This window comes from Nocardia sp. NPDC046763 (genome assembly GCF_040645495.1).
Classification (GTDB): domain Bacteria; phylum Actinomycetota; class Actinomycetes; order Mycobacteriales; family Mycobacteriaceae; genus Nocardia.
Genome location: NZ_JBEYYI010000002.1, coordinates 101432 through 119393 on the forward strand (window position 1 = coordinate 101432; position 17962 = coordinate 119393).

Annotated in this window: 14 protein-coding genes; 9 read left to right on the forward strand and 5 right to left on the reverse strand. The window is 69.7% G+C overall.

The window, feature by feature from the left end:
* The first annotated feature begins 737 nt into the window (after positions 1 to 737).
* Both ABZ909_RS03340 and ABZ909_RS03345 read left to right on the forward strand, forming a co-directional pair.
* The gene (locus tag ABZ909_RS03340) at positions 738 to 2933 is read left to right on the forward strand and encodes a transglycosylase domain-containing protein (RefSeq protein ID WP_356996300.1); all 2196 of its coding nucleotides are present in this window, start codon (positions 738 to 740) and stop codon (positions 2931 to 2933) included.
* A gap of 126 nt (positions 2934 to 3059) precedes the next feature.
* On the forward strand, positions 3060 to 4640 hold the full coding sequence (locus tag ABZ909_RS03345) for a glycosyltransferase 87 family protein (RefSeq protein ID WP_356996301.1): 1581 nt from the start codon (positions 3060 to 3062) through the stop codon (positions 4638 to 4640).
* Here the strand turns inward: ABZ909_RS03345 and ABZ909_RS03350 are convergent.
* Positions 4637 to 6157, reverse strand: coding sequence for a TerD family protein (locus tag ABZ909_RS03350; protein ID WP_356996003.1), 1521 nt, complete (start codon positions 6155 to 6157; stop codon positions 4637 to 4639). The two genes, ABZ909_RS03345 and ABZ909_RS03350, sit on opposite strands and share 4 nt — an antisense overlap.
* A 119-nt stretch (positions 6158 to 6276) precedes the next feature.
* On the opposite strand from ABZ909_RS03350, the gene ABZ909_RS03355 reads away from it, so the two are divergent.
* The 5 genes from ABZ909_RS03355 (at position 6277) to ABZ909_RS03375 (ending at position 10199) form a co-directional block, all read left to right on the forward strand.
* A complete protein-coding gene (locus tag ABZ909_RS03355) occupies positions 6277 to 7017 on the forward strand; it encodes a hypothetical protein (protein WP_356996004.1) in 741 nt (246 codons plus the stop codon).
* Between the two features lie 81 nt (positions 7018 to 7098).
* On the forward strand, positions 7099 to 8100 hold the full coding sequence (gene dhaK / locus ABZ909_RS03360) for a dihydroxyacetone kinase subunit DhaK (protein ID WP_356996005.1): 1002 nt from the start codon (positions 7099 to 7101) through the stop codon (positions 8098 to 8100).
* Complete coding sequence (dhaL, locus tag ABZ909_RS03365; protein ID WP_356996302.1) at positions 8100 to 8717, forward strand: dihydroxyacetone kinase subunit DhaL; 618 nt, start codon at positions 8100 to 8102, stop codon at positions 8715 to 8717. The genes dhaK and dhaL overlap by 1 nt, the downstream gene beginning before the upstream one ends.
* A complete protein-coding gene (locus ABZ909_RS03370; protein WP_356996006.1) occupies positions 8714 to 9460 on the forward strand; it encodes an HPr family phosphocarrier protein in 747 nt (248 codons plus the stop codon). Before dhaL ends, ABZ909_RS03370 begins: the two co-directional genes overlap by 4 nt.
* Complete coding sequence (locus tag ABZ909_RS03375; RefSeq protein WP_356996303.1) at positions 9441 to 10199, forward strand: isocitrate lyase/phosphoenolpyruvate mutase family protein; 759 nt, start codon at positions 9441 to 9443, stop codon at positions 10197 to 10199. The genes ABZ909_RS03370 and ABZ909_RS03375 overlap by 20 nt, the downstream gene beginning before the upstream one ends.
* On the opposite strand, the gene ABZ909_RS03380 is transcribed toward ABZ909_RS03375, so the two are convergent.
* The 4 genes from ABZ909_RS03380 to ABZ909_RS03395 are packed head-to-tail and all read right to left on the reverse strand — an operon-like array spanning position 10200 to position 15926.
* Positions 10200 to 11003 (reverse strand): HAD family hydrolase, encoded by an 804-nt coding sequence (locus ABZ909_RS03380; RefSeq protein WP_356996304.1) that lies wholly within the window; start codon positions 11001 to 11003, stop codon positions 10200 to 10202.
* Positions 11004 to 11021: 18 nt separating this feature from the next.
* The gene (locus tag ABZ909_RS03385) at positions 11022 to 13469 is read right to left on the reverse strand and encodes a phosphoribosyltransferase (RefSeq protein ID WP_356996007.1); all 2448 of its coding nucleotides are present in this window, start codon (positions 13467 to 13469) and stop codon (positions 11022 to 11024) included.
* Positions 13470 to 13471: 2 nt separating this feature from the next.
* Positions 13472 to 14683, reverse strand: coding sequence for an HpcH/HpaI aldolase/citrate lyase family protein (locus ABZ909_RS03390; RefSeq protein WP_356996305.1), 1212 nt, complete (start codon positions 14681 to 14683; stop codon positions 13472 to 13474).
* 40 nt (positions 14684 to 14723) lie between these two features.
* Positions 14724 to 15926 carry a hypothetical protein gene (locus ABZ909_RS03395; protein WP_356996008.1) on the reverse strand — a complete coding sequence of 401 codons (1203 nt, stop codon included), beginning with the start codon at positions 15924 to 15926 and terminating at the stop codon, positions 14724 to 14726.
* Positions 15927 to 16139: 213 nt separating this feature from the next.
* On the opposite strand from ABZ909_RS03395, the gene ABZ909_RS03400 reads away from it, so the two are divergent.
* Both ABZ909_RS03400 and ABZ909_RS03405 read left to right on the forward strand, forming a co-directional pair.
* Positions 16140 to 16715: a TerD family protein gene (locus ABZ909_RS03400; protein ID WP_356996009.1), complete on the forward strand. Its 576-nt coding sequence runs from the start codon at positions 16140 to 16142 to the stop codon at positions 16713 to 16715.
* Positions 16716 to 16832: 117 nt separating this feature from the next.
* The gene (locus tag ABZ909_RS03405; protein WP_356996010.1) at positions 16833 to 17957 is read left to right on the forward strand and encodes a DUF475 domain-containing protein; all 1125 of its coding nucleotides are present in this window, start codon (positions 16833 to 16835) and stop codon (positions 17955 to 17957) included.
* Positions 17958 to 17962: the final 5 nt, after the last annotated feature.

Genomic DNA, 17962 nt, shown 5'->3' on the forward strand with positions numbered 1-17962 from the left:
CGCCGCGGTGCACGCGTGACCGCATCGAGCCACCCCGGACCGTATCGAACTAACTATTGGAGAGCCAGGCTGTGACATCGCCCTATGACGACGGACCGCACGGCGGCCGCCCCCGTGGCGGTTCGCAACCCGGCCCCGGCGGCTACCCGCCGCAAGCGCAGGGAGGTGGAGCGAGACCGGCAGGACCGCCGCCTGGGGCACGCCAGCCCACGGGGCGTCCCGCGCCGGGGAATGGTGGCCCGCAGCGCGGACCCGTGGGCGGTCCCGGCGGCATGCCGCCGCGCGGCCCCAACGGGCAGCCGCAGCGCGGACCCGCGCCGCAGGGCGGTCAGCCGCCGCGGCGTCCCGGGCCGCCGCCCCAGCGTTCCGGCAATCCGGATGCGACACGCAAGTTTCCCAATTCCGCCAATTCCGGCCCGAACGAGAAGGTGAATACCGGAGCGCGCCAGGCGGTTCCGAATCACAACTCACGCGCGGCCACCTCCGATCGCACCCAGCGGATCGACGATCGTGCGGCGCGCTCGGGCACCGGCACCCGGCCACGCCCGGCCGAGGACCGCACCCGTCCGCCGTCGGGCGCGCAGCCCGCGGCCCGGCGCGCGCAGAGCGGCACGCCCTCGGGGCCGCCGCCGCGGCGGCCTGGTGGCGGCTCGGGCGGAGGCGGCGGCAAGGGCGGCAAGGGCTCGCCCCGCAAGACCTCCTATTGGCGGCTGGCCCGGCGCCTGGTCTACATCGGCATGGCGCTGGTGCTCGGGCTGGCGAGTTCGGTGTTCCTGTACGCGTATTCGACGGTGAACGTGCCGCAGCCCGGCGACCTGAAGAACAATCAGGTGGCCACCATGTTCATGAGCGACGGCACCTCGGTGCTGGCGAAAGTCATTCCGCCGGAGGGCAACCGCACCGATGTGACGATCGACCAGATTCCGCCGCACGTGCGCAATGCCGTGATCGCCGCGGAGGACCGCTCCTTCTACACAAACCCGGGCTTCTCCATCCAAGGCTTCGGCCGCGCGTTCGTCGGTCAGCTCACCGGCAATACGGACGCCGGTGGTGGTTCGACGATTACCCAGCAGTACGTGAAGAACGCGATGGTCGGTAACGAGCACTCGCTGACCCGTAAGCTGCGCGAGCTGGTGATCTCGGCCAAGATGGCCAAGCAGTGGTCCAAGGATCAGATCCTGGCCGCGTACCTGAACACCATCTACTTCGGCCGTGGCGCCTACGGTATCGACGCGGCGTCCAAGGCGTACTTCGACAAGAAGGTCCAGGACCTGTCGGTGGCCGAGGGCGCGGTGCTCGCCGCGACCATTCAGCAGCCGTCGAACCTGGATCCGGAGAAGAATCCGCAAGGGGCGCAGGCACGCTGGAAGTATGTGCTCGACGGCATGGTCGACGGCGGCAACCTGCCCGCGACGGACCGCGCGAATATGCAGTACCCCACCGTGATTCCGGCAGCGCAGGCGCAGAAGGACAAGACGCTGGACTCCGGTCCGGAGGGCCTGATCAAGACCCAGGTGCTCAAGGAGCTCGAGGCCGCCGGCATCAACGAGCACGATCTGAACACCGAGGGCCTGCAGATCACCACGACCATCGATTCCAAGGCGCAGCAGGCGGCGGTGGACGCGGTCACCAAGGTGATGGACGGCGAACCCGACAAGCTGCGCACCGCGCTGTCGTCGGTGGATCCGAAGACCGGTGCGGTGCGCGCCTACTATGGCGGCTCCGACGGCCAGGGCCTGGACTACGCGAATCAGGGTCTGCCGCCGGGCTCCTCGTTCAAGGTGTTCGGTCTGGCCGAGAACCTGGAGATGGGCAAGCCGCTCTCGACGCTGTACGACTCCTCGCCGGTCACCGTGCACGGCATCACGATCACCAATGTCGAGGGCGAGCAGTGCGGTATGTGCACCATCGCCGAGGCGCTCAAGCGCTCGCTGAACACCAGCTTCTACCGCATGGAGCTGGACATGCCGGGCAACGGCCCGCAGAAGATCGCCGACATGGCGCACAAGCTCGGGATCCCGGACACCATTCCGGGCGTGGGCAAGACGCTGGTCGAGCCGGACGGCAGCGCGCCCAACAACGGCATCGTGCTGGGCCAGTACCCGGTGCGCACGCTCGACATGGCCTCGGCATACGCGACCCTGGCCGCCGCGGGCATGTATCACGCGCCGCACTTCGTGCAGAAGGTCGTCGCCTCGGACGGCACCGTGCTGCTGGACCGTGGTGAGACCGCGGGTGAGCAGCGGGTCTCGGCGGCGGTGGCGGACAACGTGATCGACGCGATGAAGCCCATCGCGGCGTGGTCGCGCAATCACCAGCTCGCCGGCGGCCGCCTCTCGGCCACCAAGACCGGTACCAACCAGAAGGACGGCAGCAACGAGAACCGCGACGCCTGGATGGTGGGCTTCACCCCGTCGCTGTCGACCGCGGTCTGGGTGGGTACCGATCAGGGTGACGCGCTGCGCAATGCCAGCGGCGGCATGATCTACGGCTCGGGTCTGCCGGCCGACATCTGGAAGGCCACGATGGACGGCGCCCTCAAGGGCACGACCAACGAGAACTTCCCGAAGCCGAGCGTGATCGGCGGTCAGGCCGGTGTGCCGTCGTGGTCGGCGCCGTACACCGCGCCCTCGACCACCGAGCAGCCGGTGGCGCCGCCGGTGATCACCACCAGCCAGATGCCGATTCCGGGTCTGCCGTGGTCGATTCCGGTTCCGGGGCTGGCGCCGAACCCGCAGAACCAGCGGCAATCTCAGCCGGAGACGCAGGATCCGGGCACTGGCAACGGGACCGGCAATGGCAATGGGACCGGTCCACTGCCGGGTCAGCCGACGGCGCCGGCCGACGGTTCGACACCGACGACCGCACCGAACGGCGGCTATGGAAACGGCAATGGGAACGGCAACGGCACCGGACGGCAGCAGACTCGGTAGCCTGCTGCCGTGATCGAGCAGGAACTGGTGCACCGGCCGGGCGCCTCGGGCGCGCCGGCCGGTGACGCGCTGAAGCCGGGGGAGGCAGCTGGAGTGGAAGATGCTGGCGCACAGCGCGATACGCCGGTGGCCTACGAGTCGCCGGAGCCGCTGGCGGCCGATCTGCGGTCGGCCGACGACCGGGACAAACCCAGTCGCACCGATACGCTGACCGCGCAGCTCTGCGATCTGATCGGCGGGCCGGTCGGCGACCACGCGGTGATCGGCCGGGTGCGTTTCTGGACCCCTATGCGGGTGCTGATGGCGTTCGCGGTGCTGTTCCTGGCGTTCAGCTGGTTCGGCAAGGCGGGCTGCATCCAGCAGCGGCCCGACGCCAACGGCGTCATGGGCCTGGATTGGAACAACGGCCGCCAGTACATCGCCATGTGCTACTCCGACACCGTGCCGCTGTACGGGGCCGAGCATCTCAACGAGGGCGCCTTCCCGTACAAGAAGCAGTGGGTGGAGTTCCCCGACGGCCGTCCGCAGGTCCGGTACATGGAGTATCCGGTGCTGTCGGGCCTGTACCAGTACGTGTCCATGGGAATCGCCAAGGCGTGGAAGCTGTCCCCGCTGCCGGGACACAAGGCGCTGGAGGTGGTCATCTACTTCAATGTGGTGGCCATCGGGCTGTCGCTGGCCTGGCTGGTGACCATCTGGGCGACGGCATTGACGGCCGGGCGGCGGGTCTGGGATGCCGCGCTGATCGCGTTGTCGCCGCTGGTTCTGGTGCATGCGTTCACCAATTTCGACACGCTGGCAACGGCTTTCGCGGCGGGCGGGCTGCTGGCCTGGGCGCGGCGGCGGCCGGTGCTGGCGGGCATTCTGCTGGGCCTGGGCGGGGCGGCGAAGCTGTATCCGCTGCTGTTGCTGGGGCCGATCCTGATCCTGTGCGCCCGCGCCGAACGCCTCGGTGAGGACGAGGCGGCGTGGGGCGGCATCCGGCCGCTGCGTGCGGCGGGCGGGGCCATCGCGGCGGCGGCCATTACCTGGCTGGCGGTGAACGCCCCCATCGCGGCGCTGTATCCGAACGGCTGGTGGGAGTTCTTCCGGCTCAATACCGAACGGCACGCCGACCCGGATTCGGTCTACAACGTGATCACCTCGTTCACCGGCTGGACCGGCTTCGACGGGGTACTGACCGCGCAGCAGGCGCCCACGGTGCTGAACGCGGTATCGCTGCTGCTGTTCCTGGCGGCCTGCGCCGGCATCGGCTGGATCGGCCTGACCGCGGCGCGCCGGCCGCGCCTGGCGCAGTTGGCGTTCCTGGTGGTGGCGGCGTTCCTGCTGACCAACAAGGTGTGGAGCCCGCAGTATTCGCTGTGGCTGGTGCCGCTGGCGGTGCTGGCGCTGCCGCAGCGGCGAATCCTGTTGGCGTGGATGACGATCGATGCCCTGGTCTGGGTGCCGCGCATGTTCTATTACCTGGGCCAGGACCACAAGGGCCTGCCCGAGCAGTGGTTCACCGGCACGGTGGTGCTGCGCGATCTGGCGGTGATCGCGTTGTGCGTCCTGGTGATCCGGCAGATCTACCGTCCGGGTGAGGATCCGGTGCGCCGTGACGGCGCCGACGATCCGGGGGGCGGCATCATCGACCGCGCCCCCGATCCCCTGAATGCCTGGTTGCCGCCGTTGCTGCGACCCAGGCAACCGATGCCGGTGCCCTAGAGGAAGCGGGCCAGCTGCGGCACCGCCTCGCCGGGGTGCTTGGCCTGGAATCCCTCGCCGATGGCCTCGAGCTTCCAGTCCGCGCCCGGGGCGGGGCGGTACACCTTCGCCATTGTCATGCCGGTGAAGGACATGCCGCCCGCGAGGGTGAAGCGGGCGAGTTCGGCATTGGTGGCGCTGTCGACCAGGCGGCAGTAGGCGTTGGCGATCTGCTCGAACGTGTGGCCTTTGTAGGAGGTCACGATGAACAGCAGCGTGGTGACGTGGGCCGGGATGCGGGAGAGATCGACCATGATCTCCTCGTCGTCGCCCTCGCCCTCGCCGGTCAGGTTGTCGCCCTGGTGGCGGATGGCCCCGTCCTTGGAGTTGAGGCTGCCGTAGTAGACGACATCGACGGGGCTGTGATCGGCGAAGAGCACCACCGAGGCGTCGAGGTCCACGTCGACGGACTTGTTGCCGAAGATGCCGCCGCGCTTGACCGGATCCCAGCCCAGGCCCATCTTCACGTAACCCAGTGCGCTGCCGCCTTCTTTGCGCAGGTTGATGCGCTGACCCTTGACCAGGCTGACGGCGTGACCGACCGGCAGATCGCGGTCATCCCGGGCCGGCGGTGGGTAACCGCCGCCGGACTGCTGGTAGGTGGGCGGCGGCGGATACGACTGTCCCGGAGGCGGATACCCCGTGCCCATCTGCGGCGGGTAGCCACCGGTGGGCTGGTACTGCTCGGTCGGTGCGGGCGGCGGGTAGCCGCCGGTGGGCACGTATTGCGGGGGCGGCGGGTAGCCCCGGACCGGCGGGTACGGCTCGGTGGGCTGTGGATAACCCTGTCCCGGTGTGGGCGGCGGATAACCGCCGGTCGGCGCGTAGTCACCGGTGGGCGCGGGGGTCGGGTATCCGCTCGGCGCGGGCGCGAATTGTTCGGGCGCGGGCGCGAATTGCTGTGGCGGGGACGTGAATTGCTGCGGCGCGGGTGGGGGCGGCGGGGCCGGGGAGTGGGCGGGGGATTGCGGGGCCTCGTTCACCTGGACGCCGTGGTCGGTGACCAGCGCGGCGAATCCGCCCGCGTAGCCCTGTCCGACGGCGCGGGCCTTCCATCCGCCCTGGCGGCGGTACAACTCCAGTGCGATGACAATGGATTCGGTGCTGAGGTCCTCGATCCGGTACTCGTACAACACGTTTCCGGCCACGTCGCTCACCTGCGCGACCGGAGCGGGTAGCCGGCCGAAGCTGGCGTTGGCGTCGTCGAGGGTGATGACGGCCCGAAGCTGTTCGATATCAGCGGGAATCGCGTCCAGCGACACGGCCAGGACGGCGGGCTGACCGGGTGCGCCCGGCCGCAGGGTCACACCGGGCCCGGAGGGTTGGTTGAAGAACACGAAATCGGCGTCGGAGCGCACCGTGCCCGCGGTGGTGACCAGCAGTGCGGACAGGTCGGCCGGTGCGGATACCTGCACGCTGATCACCAGATCATGGACGCTCAGAGGGCCGTTCTGGCCCTTCACCAAAACTGCGGACAAGATCGACCCTTCGTTGTCGGTGCTGTCGTTGCCACTCTACGAGAACGCGGCGACACGGACCGGGGCCGTGGTTGCGGTGGTGTCCGGGGATACCCGGACGGCGTGGCAGTATCGGCTGGGTGAGCGACGGTGAGGTCGATCCCGCGGAAGCGCACGAACAGTATCTGCGAGCCTTCCGGCACCCCGCCGTGTCCCGAGACCAGCTGCGCGACCTGCTCGATGCCGTGAACGCTTTCCTGGACACCATCACCCCCAAGCGTGGCGAGTACGTCCCCAGCGGCGGCTGGGCCCCCGAGTCCACAGCCATGGCCTTTCAGATCGGCCGCGCGGTGGAGCAGGTGCTGTCCGAGCGCGAGGACGCCGATCGGGAGCTGGTGCGCCGCCGCGATATTCGCGACCGCCTGGTGGCGGCCCTGGATGCGGTGCTGGATTGCCTGCGCAGCCTGCCCGAACTGGCCGAGGCCGAGGTGAAGTTGGGCACCATCTGCGTGAACGAGGGCTTCCAGGTGTACGAGGACGGGTCGGTGCGCACCACGCCCATGCAGGAGGCGGGCGCCGATGCCGGGCTGCTGGAGCGCCGCCGCGCCGAATTGGACGAGGAGATGACGGCCGCGGTGGCCGCCTGGGCCGGACTGGTGGACGACACCACCGACCTGATCCGGGAGCGGCTCGGGGTGGCCGAGGTGGGGATTCCGTGGGTGATCCTGGCCGCCACCCAGGGCGGGCTGGACGTGTCCGAGCCGTTCGCGTTCGCGGCCGAGCATCTGCCCGACTGCGAATTGCGGGATCTGATGGTGCAGTTGGTCACCGATATCGAGCTGGCCCGCACGCTGGAGGAGCCCTCCGAACCACAGCATTAGCCGGAATCGCCACCAAAGCCGCACCGGCGGTGCGAGTCTGGCTCGCAGGGACCCGAACCGGCCTTCCGAGGGGAGAATTCGGTGAAGAAGCTCATCAATGATCCGGCCGAGGTGGTGGCTGCCGCGCTGGCCGGATTGGCCGCGGCGCATCCCGAACTGCGGGTGGATGCCGAACAGCGATTCGTGGTGCGCGGAGACGCGCCGGTTCCGGGCAAGGTGGGCCTGGTCTCGGGCGGCGGCTCCGGTCACGAGCCGCTGCACGGCGGATTCGTCGGGCTCGGCATGCTGGACGCGGCCTGTCCGGGGGAGATCTTCACCTCGCCGGTACCCGACCAGATTCAGGCCGCTACCGCCGCGGTGGACGCCGGTGCGGGCGTGCTGCACATCGTGAAGAACTACACCGGCGATGTCATGAACTTCGAGATGGCCGCCGAGCTGGCGGCCGCCGAGACCGGTACCGAGGTGCGGTCGGTGGTGGTGAACGACGATGTGGCCGTGCAGGACAGCCTGTACACCGCCGGCCGGCGCGGGGTGGGTGCGACGGTGATCCTGGAGAAGATGGCGGGCGCGGCCGCCGAACAGGGCCGGCCGCTGGCGGAGGTGGCGCGCATCGCGGAGGCGGTGAACGCGCGGTCGCGCAGCATGGGTATGGCGCTGACCTCGTGCACGGTCCCGGCGGTCGGGCATCCGACCTTCGAGCTGGGCGAGTACGAGATGGAGATCGGCATCGGCATCCACGGCGAGCCCGGCCGGGTGCGGGTGCCGCTGGCCCCGGCGCGGGATGTGGCGCAGATGCTGCTGGAGCCGATCCTCGCGGATCTGCCCTTCGCGCAGGGTGATCGGGTGCTGTGCTTCCTCAACGGGATGGGCGGCACGCCGCTCATCGAGCTGTATGTGATGTTCGACGAGGTGTCGCAGATCCTGCGCGGGCACGGGATCCACGTCGAGCGCTCGTTGGTCGGCCCGTACATCACCTCGCTCGAAATGGCGGGCTGCTCGATCACGCTGACCAGGCTGGACGAGGAGCTGACGGCGCTGTGGGACGCGCCCGTGCGGACTCCGGCGCTGCGCTGGGGAATCTGATGGCGGTGGTGGACGCGGCCGCGTGGGTGCGCGACTTCGCGGCGCTGGTGGACGAGAACGCCACCGAGCTGACCGCGCTGGACGCGGCGATCGGCGATGCCGATCACGGCACGAATATGCAGCGTGGCATGGCGGCCGCCGTTGCGGCGCTGGATGATTCGACTCCGGGGAGCCCCGGGGAGGTCTGCAAGCAGACCGCCTTGGTGTTGATCCGCACCATCGGCGGTGCCAGCGGTCCCCTGTTCGGGACGTTCTTCCTGCGCTTCGCCGCGGCGATCGAAAGTGGTTCCGATATAGCCGATTTCGCGCGCGCGTTCCGGGCCGGGCTGGACGGTGTGATCGCGCGCGGCAAGGCCGAGCTCGGCGACAAGACCATGGTGGACGCGCTGGGACCCGCGGCGGACGCCCTCGACAAGCAGGTGGCGGGTGGCGGGTCGGCGCAACAGGCTCTCGATGCCGCGGCGGCCGCCGCGGAGGCCGGGCGGGACGCCACCACGCCGCTGGTCGCGCGCAAGGGGCGGGCCTCGTATCTGGGTGAACGCAGTGCGGGACACCAGGATCCGGGCGCCACCAGTGCGGCCCTGCTGGTCCGGGCGGCCGTACGGGCGCTGCGATGATCGGCCTGGTGGTGGTCTCGCACAGCCGGGCGCTGGCCGAGGCGGCGGTGGCGCTGGCCGCCGGGCTGCTGCCCGATCAGGGTGTGGCCGTCCGGATCGCGGCGGGACTGTCCGGCACCGAACTGGGTACGGACGCCGTCGCCGTCGCCGAGGCGATCACCGCCGCGGATTCCGGGGACGGCGTCGTGGTTCTGATGGATCTGGGCAGCGCGGTGCTGTCCGCCCAGACCGCGCTGGACCTGCTCGAATCGCCTGTCGCCGTGCGACTTTCGACCGGGCCGCTGGTCGAGGGCCTGGTGTCGGCGCTGGCGGCGGCCGGCGGTGGGGCCGATCTGGACGCGGTCGCACGGGAGGCCGGGAACGCCCTGGCCGCCAAACACGCGCAGCTCGGCGACTCCGCCGGCGCCGGTCCGGCCGGCGATCCACAATCATCCACAGCTCTGCAGCCTGTGGATGATTCGGCGATCACCGAGATCATCGAGGTGACGAACGAGCACGGCCTGCACGCCCGCCCGGCCGCCGAGCTGGTCTCGGCCCTGCGCGATGTCGAGGCGGTGGTGGCGCTACGAAATGCCACCACCGGCGCCGGTCCGGTCCCGGGCGACAGCCTGACCCGGGTGCTCACCCTCGGCGTGCTCCCCGGCCAGCGGCTGGAAGTCAGCGCAACCGGACCCGATGCGGCGCGGGCAGTCGCCAAAGTTCGCGCCCTGGCCGAGAATCGAGATCATGACCAGCCTCGCTGACAAAGCCACGACGTTCCTGTCCCTGCACCAGCCCGGCAATCCGGTGATCCTGCCGACGGTCTGGGATTCCTGGTCCGCGAAGCTGGTGCAGGACGCCGGATTCGGGGCGCTCACCATCGGCAGCCACCCGCTCGCCGATTCGATGGGCAAGCCCGACCAGGAGGGCATGACCTTCGCCGAGGTGCTGGGCCGGGTGCGGGAGATCACCGCCACCGTGGATATTCCGGTGTCGGTCGACCTGGAGTCCGGCTACGCCGAGAAGCCTTCCCGGATCATCGAGGGCCTGCTCGAGGCGGGCGCGATCGGCTTCAATCTCGAGGACTCCGTGCACAGCGAGGGCGGGCGGCTGCGCACCCCGCAGGAGCATGCCGACCTGATCGCCGAGCTGCGCGCCGCCGCGGACGCCACCGGCGTGCACGTGGTGATCAATGCCCGCACCGACGTGTTCCTGCGCCCCGACACCGGCGCCCCGGAGGAGCGGCTGGAGAGCGCGCTCACCCGGCTGCGACTGGCCGCCGAGGCGGGCGCGGACGTGCTGTACCCGGTGGGCCGGCACGAGCCGGACGTGCAGCGCACGCTGACCGCCGAGCTGCCGCTGCCGGTGAATGCCATCGGCCTTCCCGATCAGGGTTCGCCCGCCTACTTCGCCGAACTCGGCGTGGCGCGGGTCAGTTTCGGCCCGTTCCTGCAGCGCGCCCTCACCGAGGCGGCGAACACCCTGCTGGCCGCCTGGCGCTGATCAGGACCGGACCCGCAGGAAGTAGTCGAGGATCTCCTCCGCGGCGCGGATGCCGGAAGCGGCGGTGACGGCCACGCGCGGGTGGTTCCAGTTCCGCTGTTCCAGTTCGCCGTGGCGGGGCCGGATGGCGACGTCGGCGGTGCACAGCATCTCGGCATCGAGCGCACCGTCGCCCGCGGCCAGCAGGCGCGACTCGGGATGCAGTTCGCCGGCGTCGAGCAGGCGGCGGCGCACCTCCTGCACCGCGCGGCTCTTACCGACCGGCGCGGGCATGGTGTAGATCTTGCGGCCCTGCTGGGAGACGGTCCAGCCGCGCGGGCGGCACCAGGCGTCCCAGTCGGCGAGGAAGCCGGCGGGCACCCGCTGCGGGTCCACCACCAGGTAGCAGAACAGGTCGTCGGCCTCGCGCAGGCGCAGGGCGAAGGATTCGTCCACGCGCGCACGCAATTCGGTGCGCACCTCGACCAGGGTGGCGCATTCGGCGCGCACCCGCGCGTCCAGTGCGGAACGCCAGCGCCGGTCAGGGAGCCCGTTGCGCAGGATGGTGCCGCCATTGCTGGTGACCGCATAGGGCGGCGGCCCGCCGGGCAGCCGGACCCGGTGGTACTGCTCGATGGTGCGGGTGGTGACGGGAACCACGGCCGCCGCCGACGCGAGTATGCTCAGCCGCTGCGCCGCGACGACCGTCATGTACGACAGCGGCTGTCCCTCATGGTGTTCCACACACACCGTGTCCGGTTCCGCACGCCCGAAGGCCGCCCGCGTGTAGATCACCGTGCGATCCAGATCCGTCGCCACCATCATCCCGTGCTGCCGCACCGGCTACCCCTTCACTTCCTTGATCAAGCCCATACAGGCATACGCCAAATCCGGCACCGTCTCGACCGGCACGCCGCGTGCCGCGGCGAGCAGGCGGATATGGGCGTGTTCCGCCGCGTGCGGATCCCGCACCAGCACCCGCCACGGCACCCGGCGCAACAGCACCCGGGTCGTCTCTCCCACACCGGGTTTCACGAAATTCACGCTGGAGATCCCGTATGCCGCCCGCACCCGCTCCACCGACTCCCAGCCTGCCCAGGTCGGGGTCCGGTCGGCGGCTCGCAGGTCGCGTACCCGCGCGTCCACCAGCGTCCGCACCCGGTCGAAACAGACGCTGACGGTGTCGAGGAGATGGCCGGACACATCCTGGCCCGCGAGCTCGCGATAGAACTTGGCCCCGTGGAACTGTCCCGGCCCGATCAGGCCGGCGTTGAGCACCGTGCGCGAAACAAGTCCCGACACAGTGGAATTCAGGCAGGCCGAGGCGATCAGGAAGTCGTCGCGGGTGCCGTAGGTCCGCACGCAGCTGCCCGGATCGGCGAGCACCGCGAGGTCGGGGTCGAATCGCGCCCCGCCCGCCGCATGATGGGCATGCAGCGCGGCGGTCAGTTCCCGGGTGATCGCGCCTTTGCCGGTCCATCCGTCCACGAACACGATCTGCGCCGGATCATGGTGCCGCGCAAGGTACTCCAGCGCTGTCGCGTCGATTCCCCGATCGCGCACGATGGACACCGCGTAGTGCGGAACCTCGATCCCCCGGCCCCCCAGCCAGCGCCGCATCAGCACCCCCACCGGCGTCCCCGCCCGAGCCAGCGACACCAGCACCACGTCGCGACCCCGCTCGCTGATCACCAACTCTGACACGGTCGCAACCGCCAGCGCCAGCCGCTCGGCACTCTCCGCCAGCACCCGCTCGAACAACTCCCGATACACCGCGTCCGGCTGATACTCCACCGGCAGCGATTCCGCGTAATGCGCCACCCCCGCCTGAATCCGCCGTTCCCGCTCCGCCACATCGGCTTCCAGCGCCACCCCGGACAGATCGGTCAACAGCCACGCCACCTCATCCCGCGCATACGACCCGAACTCCGGCCCACACAACGGTTCCGGCAGCTCGTGCGCGCGGCTCGAGCGGGCGGCAGCGAGGGCACGCGGGTCCGCGTCGGGGAGCACGGCCAGCAGCACGTCTGCGCCCGACGCGGTCAGGATGTCTACGAGTCCACCTGTAGCCGTAAGCTTTTCGGTGTCGGCGGGGCAGTCGATGATGACGAGCAGGATCGGGTCGGCCGCGGTCCGGGTGCCCGGCCAGCGCGCGTTGTAGAGGAAGCGCGGACTCTCCTCGCCGAGTTCGGGTGCGGTGAAACGGAATCCGCGGCGCAAGGGGTAGCCGGCCTCGTCCAGGACGTAGGCGGGGGAGCGCGTCGTGGTCTGGTATCGGGTGGGGATTCCGCTGTCTGCCAGGGCCGCGGCGATACGCAGCGGCAGGTACATGAGTTCCTCGTGGGCGATGACGATCACCGGACGCCGCGGGTCCAGCTCCTCGGTCATTGTCCTGAGAGCACGGGTCAGCTCGGCCACCGCGCGGGTGAGCGCCGCATCGAAGGGCATGGCATCCGAGTCGAGGAAGCCGTGGCGGCCGCCCTCGGGAACCTGCTGCGGCCAGGGCAGTTCGACGCGCAGGCAGGCGCCGGTGCGATCGGCGATCGGGTTGAATACGGGCTCGGGCAGCGCGGTGACGGCGTCGATCAGGCCCGCCGGCAGGCGGGTGCTGCCGCTGGCCAGGCAGACGGTGTCGATGCGGGCGCCGAGTTCGGCGGCCGCCGTGTCGAAGGCGCGGCGGTCGGCCTTCGCGCGCATGTCCACCAGCGACGCCAGGATGTAGTGGCTGCGGGGAGTGCGCGTGTGCAGGGCCCGGATGGCGTCCAGAGCGGTTGCACCGGTGGAGATCTCGTCGTCGACGAGCACCATGGGCAGGTCGTTGTGGAATATCGCGGCGGGCATCGGCTGCAGCAGGTGCGAGGTGGCGTGCGAGTGGCCCTCCTCGAAACCGGCAAGGGTCTCGGCGGTGGGCACGTCGCGGCGCGTGGAGTGCAGGTAGCACCGCGCGCCGAGGCGGGCCGCCACGGTGTGGCCGAGTCCGGTCGCGGTTTCGGCGAAGCCCAGCACCACCGCGGCGGTGACCAGCCGATTCCGCTGCAGCGCACCATCTTCCGTGAGCAGCTCGCACACCAGGTCACCGAGGCGGTTGCCCGCGTCGAGGACGCGATGCGGGTCGGTGGGGAGATGTTTCCCCAGCACGGTCGAGACCAGTAGGTGGGCGCGGCGGGGGTTGCGGCGCAGGCCGGGTTCGACGAGCGTGTCGATGCGCCAATCGGGTTCCTGCAGTGCCGAATCGATGTGGCGGAGGGTGAGGCCGAGGTGCCGGGTGGCCCACGGTAGAGCGGGGTCCACGGTCACGATTCGACCAGGGCCTCGAGCAGGTCCACGAAGGAGACTCCTTGATTGGCGACGCCGAAGACATTGGCGCGCAGCATGATCTGATGCGCCCAGCTGCGGTGCGGGCGCATTTCGTTCATCTTGTTGCGGTACTCGGACGCGGCGACGCCGCCCGCGGCGGTGCTCAAGATGTCGACGGCATCGGCGTATTCCTCGTGGGTGACGATCGAGAGGGCGTGCACGACGGCCACATGGGAGGGGTGGATGACGGTCTTGCCCTGGATCCCGTTGGCGCGGTCCAGGGTGATCTCCCGCAGCAACCCGTCCATATCGCGGCTGACCAGCGACTGCCGGAAGGGGACGGCGCCCACCTCGGCGAAGGGCGAGTTGCGCAGCAGTGGCCGGAACATGCGGGCGTGGTCGGCGAAGTACTCCCAGACCGGTCCGGTGATGGTGAAGCCGGTGCCGTCGGTGCGACCCAGGTAGTTGACGATGTCGGCGATGACGTCGGCGACCACGCGCACGTCGTAGATGGTGAGGTCGCGGTCGCGGCGAATCCCGAAGGTGGAGCACATGTCCGTGGCCCCGATCCGCACCGCGAGAATCCGTTCGCGGTGCTCGGCGAGTAGCGCGCCGATGCGGCTGAGTTCACGGTCGCGGGTCTCGCGGTGCACCAGGGCGGGGGATTCCAGCACCGGCATACCGAAGACCGTGCGGCCCAGCCGCTGTGCGGCCAGGCCCAGCTCGTGCAGGTAGTCGGCCGCGCAGGAGCTGTCGAATTTGGGCAGCACGAAGCCGGTGAGCGCCGCCGCACCGGGCCCGAGCCGGTCGGCGATCTCGCCGATGCTGTGCGGGTCGCGGACCCGCACGAACAGCAGCGGGTAGGCCTCGCCGCTGTCGGCCAGTTCGTCGACGGTCCGAGCGGCCTGCCATTTCCCGGCTTCGACGGCGTGGTCGGCGACCGCGTCCTCGAGGTCGATGACCATCGAGCACACGCCGCGTTCGGCGCGGCGCAGGATGGTGGCGGTCAGATCGGGCCGCGTGGCGGGCACGTACAGGGTCGCGCCCAGCGCCATGGCCAGCAGGTGGCGGTCGACGGAGCCGCCGAAGGGTTCGGGCAGCCGGTGGAACAGCCGCCGCAGCTCCGGGCCCGGCACCTGCCGGAAATGCCTCAGCGGGAAGCGTTTCCGCAGGGAGACCGGCGCGACATCCGGATCGCTGGTGATCATCGCGGTCATCGTCGCGGTCGTCCTCCTGCTGTCTTTCGGTCTATCTGTCGGTATTTCGCATGCGCTCGACCACTCCGGCGACGAACGCGGAGATGGCGTCGAGTTCGGACACATAGGCCCAGTAGTCGGGGTGACGTCCGGTCAGGCCCGCGCTCGCGCGATCCAGGCGTTCGGCCTGGGCGTCGAGCACCGAACCCCATTGCGGGACCACGCCTTTGTTGACCGCGAGCATCTGCGCGTCGCGCAGTTTGAAACGGACGGCCTTGGCGCGCTCGGCCGGCTGGTCGCGGACCGCGCGCAGCAGGGCGAGCCGATCGGTCACGGTCTCGGCGCGCTCCTCGGCGGTGGCGAGGTGGGTGCGGGCGGCGGTGGTCAGGTCGAGCGCGTCCTCCGGGTCGTGATTGGCCAGGGCGGCCCGGGCGCGGGCCAGATCCGCGTCGGCGGCCGCGACGGCCTCCCGGGCTTGTCGCTCATTGTTGGCCAAATCGTTCGACGACGCAGCCGCGAATTCCCGCAGCAGCGCCGACATGGCCGGAGCGATGCGGTCCAGGCGGTTGCGGGCGGCGTCGAGCCGGGTGGCGGCGGAGGCGAGGGCGGTGGTGGCCGAATGCTGTTTGCCGGGTGCGGCTTCCAGGGCGGTGGACAGGTCACGGTTCAGCGTCTCGAGCCGGGTGGCGGCGTCGCGGGCGGCGCCGCCGGTGCCGGTCGCGACCGCGGCCTCGAGCGTGAGCAGCCCCTCATCCACGGCGGCCGCGCATTGCCGGATCGAGGGGTAGGCGGCGTGGGCCGAGGCGTCGGCGGCCTGCCGCAGCTGTGCCGCCTGCGCATGCACCTGCGAGACCAGTTGCGGCACCGAGCCGTACACCGCGACCGCGTGCTCGAGGTGTGGCTGATTGCCCCGGTAGAACTCGTCGACCCCGCGCGCGGCGTCGGCGAGTCTCCGGATGACGGTATCGATCTCGGGCTGGGTGACGGGGCCGCCGTCCTCGCGTTCGGCCTGCTCCAGGCGGTCGTCGAGGGCGAGGTAGGCGCCGGAGGCGTCATAGCAGCGGGCGCGCACCGGTTCCCAGCGCGCGGCCATCCCGCGCGCGGGGAACAGCGCGGCCGAGGCGGTGACGGCGGCCTCGGCAATGGTCTGCCGCTGGTCCATATCCAGGAATGCGGTCGTCAGTACCTGCCGGGCCTGCTGCACCCATTCGTTGTTCCGGGGTGCCCGGAACCATCCGCGTCGACGGCCTGCCACGCCCCCGATGGTAGGAGAACCCGGTCGTTGGGGCGACAATGACGACGCGTTGTGGAAACCTGTCGTCTGATAGTTGCTTCCGAGCGGTAGGGTTGAGCCTTCCCTATCCAAGATTTGGGAAAACCATTACTGTCGAGGCGGCGAAACCGATGAGCAGGACACACGGTTGGCCAAGAAACGCTTCAAACGCTTTACAACGGAAGGATTCCCGCAATGGGTGTCAGTTTGTCCAAGGGCGGCAACGTTTCACTGACCAAGCAGGCTCCGAACCTGACCCAGGTGGCCGTCGGCCTCGGCTGGGACGTCCGGACCACCACCGGCACCGACTTCGACCTGGACGCCAGCGCCATCGCGACCGGCGCGGAGAAGAAGGCGCTGTCGGACAAGCACTTCGTGTTCTTCAACAACCTGCAGTCCCCGGAGGGCACCATCGTGCACACCGGCGACAACCTGACCGGTGAGGGCGAGGGCGACGACGAGGTCATCAATATCGACCTGGCGAACACCCCGCCGGCCATCGAGTCCATCTTCTTCCCGGTGTCGATCTACGACGCCGACTCGCGCGGCCATAGCTTCGGCCAGGTCCGCAATGCCTACATCCGGGTCGTGGACCGCGCGAACGGCGCCGAGCTGGCCCGCTACGACCTCTCCGAGGACGCGTCCACCGAGACCGCCATGGTGTTCGGCGAGCTCTACCGCAACAATGGTGAGTGGAAGTTCCGCGCGATCGGCCAGGGCTACGCCTCCGGCCTCGCGGGCATCGCTCGCGACTTCGGCGTCAATGTCTGAGGCGTCAATGTCTGAATCGAATAGATAGCGACCCGAAGAGGGCTCGGTCGCACGAGCCCTCTTCGTGTGCCCACCCCCTCCAGTCCCCGACCCCGGCACAACGAAAGGCCAGCTGCGGTGCGAATATTCGGCCTGTCCATCATCGTCACCGTACTGTCGCTGCTCGCGGCCCTCGTGTACGGCGGTCCCACGGCACTGCTGCTGTGTGCCATCCTCGGCGTCCTCGAGGTCTCGCTGTCCTTCGACAACGCCGTGATCAACGCCAGCGTTCTGCAGCGGATGAGCGAGTTCTGGCAGCGGATCTTCCTCACCGTCGGCGTCGTCATCGCGGTTTTCGGTATGCGCCTGGTGTTTCCGCTGGCCATCGTGTGGATCACCGCGGGCCTCAACCCGATTCGCACCTTCGATCTGGCCATGAACCCGCCCGCCGGCGGAGCGCTCACCTTCGCCGACGGCAGCCCCTCCTACGAGAAGCTGCTCACCGACGCGCACCCGCAGATCGCGGCCTTCGGCGGCGCGTTCCTGCTGTTGCTGTTCTTCGACTTCATCCTCGAGGAGCGCGAGATCACCTGGCTGGGCTGGATCGAACGCCCGCTGGCCAAGCTCGCCAAACTCGACATGCTCGCGGTGGTGCTCACCCTGGGCGCCATTGTCATCGCGGCGGAATTCATCGCGGCCGACGACGACCGGTCCACCGTGCTACTGGCCGGCATCCTCGGCGTGATGACCTACATCCTGGTCGACGGGCTCGGCTCCCTGTTCCATGCCGAGGAACACGCCGACGAACAGACCGCCGCCGGACCCTCGGCCATCGTCAAGGCGACCGGCAAGGCGGCGTTCTTCCTGTTCCTGTATCTGGAAGTGCTCGACGCCTCGTTCTCCTTCGACGGCGTGATCGGCGCGTTCGCCATCACCTCCGACCCGATCCTGATCGCTCTGGGCCTGGGCCTGATCGGCGCCATGTTCGTCCGATCCATCACCGTCTACCTGGTGCGCAAGGGCACACTCTCGGAATACGTGTACCTCGAGCACGGCGCGTTCTGGGCCATCGGCGCGCTGGCGATCATCCTGCTCATCACCATCGGCGTCCACGTCAACGAGGTGATCAGCGGCCTGGTCGGTGTGGCCTTCATCGGAGCGGCGTTCATCACCAGCGTGATCCGCAACCGGCGTGAGACGGCCGAGTCCGACGAGGACGACGACGAACCCGCGGGCCTGGCGAACCCCACCACCGTCGGCTGATCCAC

What these genes read in the sequence shown, in the direction of transcription:
- ABZ909_RS03340 (WP_356996300.1), top strand. Translation starts at nt 738, where the DNA reads ATGGCGCTGGTGCTCGGGCTGGCGAGTTCGGTGTTCCTGTACGCGTAT.
- dhaL (WP_356996302.1), top strand. Translation starts at nt 8,100, where the DNA reads ATGGCGGTGGTGGACGCGGCCGCGTGGGTGCGCGACTTCGCGGCGCTG.
- ABZ909_RS03370 (WP_356996006.1), top strand. Translation starts at nt 8,714, where the DNA reads ATGATCGGCCTGGTGGTGGTCTCGCACAGCCGGGCGCTGGCCGAGGCG.
- ABZ909_RS03380 (WP_356996304.1), bottom strand. Translation starts at nt 11,003, where the DNA reads ATGATGGTGGCGACGGATCTGGATCGCACGGTGATCTACACGCGGGCG.
- ABZ909_RS03390 (WP_356996305.1), bottom strand. Translation starts at nt 14,683, where the DNA reads ATGATCACCAGCGATCCGGATGTCGCGCCGGTCTCCCTGCGGAAACGC.
- ABZ909_RS03400 (WP_356996009.1), top strand. Translation starts at nt 16,140, where the DNA reads ATGGGTGTCAGTTTGTCCAAGGGCGGCAACGTTTCACTGACCAAGCAG.